Origin of the sequence: Myxococcus llanfairpwllgwyngyllgogerychwyrndrobwllllantysiliogogogochensis, from assembly GCF_006636215.1 — a bacterium.
In the GTDB taxonomy this organism is placed as follows: Bacteria; Myxococcota; Myxococcia; order Myxococcales; family Myxococcaceae; genus Myxococcus; species Myxococcus llanfairpwllgwyngyllgogerychwyrndrobwllllantysiliogogogochensis.
This window is the reverse complement of record NZ_VIFM01000553.1, coordinates 1-1,121: the sequence shown is the minus strand read 5'-3', so window position 1 is coordinate 1,121 and position 1,121 is coordinate 1. Positions and strand designations below refer to the sequence as shown.

The 1,121-nt window shown below is 70.4% G+C and carries 2 protein-coding genes; both read right to left on the bottom strand.

All coding sequences use genetic code 11. From position 1 onward, the window contains the following. On the bottom strand, positions 1–290 hold a 290-nt coding region (locus FJV41_RS49260; protein ID WP_141649526.1), incomplete at its 3' end, for a hypothetical protein. Further along, complete coding sequence (locus FJV41_RS49255; RefSeq protein ID WP_141649525.1) at positions 287–946, bottom strand: 3'-5' exonuclease; 660 nt, start codon at positions 944–946, stop codon at positions 287–289. The genes FJV41_RS49260 and FJV41_RS49255, both read right to left, overlap by 4 nt. Between the last annotated feature and the right edge of the window lie 175 nt (positions 947–1,121).

The window sequence follows — 1,121 nt, the reverse complement described above, 5'->3', positions numbered from 1 at the left end:
TCCAACTGCATGGTGACGAGGGGCGTCTGCCCGTCGTCCTTGCACACGGCCAGCGGCCAGCGGCCCGGCGGGCACGTCTCCACCGCCTGGCGCATGGCCTCGCGGACGTTGGTGCGCTGGTGGGCCTTAGCCTCGACCCAGAAACACGGCACCTCGACGTCCGACATCTCCTGCCCGGTGCGGTACTGGAGGCCGCGGCGGATGACGGCCTCGGGCATCGCCTCACGGAAGCGGTGGACGAGGGCGCGCTCCCAGTCTGCGCCCTTGCGACGAGAGGAGGCGCCGCTCACGAGACACCTCCCGACTCCTCAAGCAGCCGCTCCATGTGCCCGCCACGGCTCATGCGCACGGCAAGGCGGCGAGCCACCTCCAGTGCGCAGCGGGCGTCCGCCATGGCGCGGTGAGGCGTGGGGCGGTGGATGCCGAAGTGTTTGGCCAGGGCGTTGAGGGAGAGGGACTCCACCTCGCCCGTGGCCAGCAGCGGCCACGCGAGGCTTGCGGTGTCGAGGCGGTGGTAGTCGACGCTGGGCAGAGCCAGCCCGGTACGGCGATACCCTGCGGTGAGAAAGCCCCAGTCAAAGCTGGGGACGTGGCCGGCCACGAGGGTGCCCGCCAGGAGCGGCGACACGGTGGCCAAGACTTCGTGCAGGGGCAACGCGTCCCGCCACTCCTCGTCGGAGTAGCCGCACACGGCAAGGGCCTCGGGCTGGGCATCGGCCAACCGGGTGGGCTGCACGCGCGCCTCATACTCCGCCAGCACCTTGAGGCTGCGGGCGTCGACGCGGAGGATGGCCACCTCCAGCACTTCGTGACGGGAGGCGTCCAGGCCCGTCGTCTCCAGGTCAATGAAGGCGAGCGTCCGCAGGTGCGGTGGCAGGCCGGCGAAGAGCGGCTGGCGGAGCGCAGAGACAGGAGTGGTGTCGGAATCAGATTGAGCGAGCAGCACTATGCGACCTCTTTGGCCCAGAACCTGGGCGAGTGGTGTTTGGCGGCGAGGGAGTCCAGCTCCGCCTTCAGCAGGGCGGCGCGTGCGCTCCCCAGGCGTTTGCCCGCGTCCTTCAGCAGCGCGTCGAGGGCCTTCTTCTCGACGCTGGCGAGGCGCTGCATCAGCTCCTCACGGG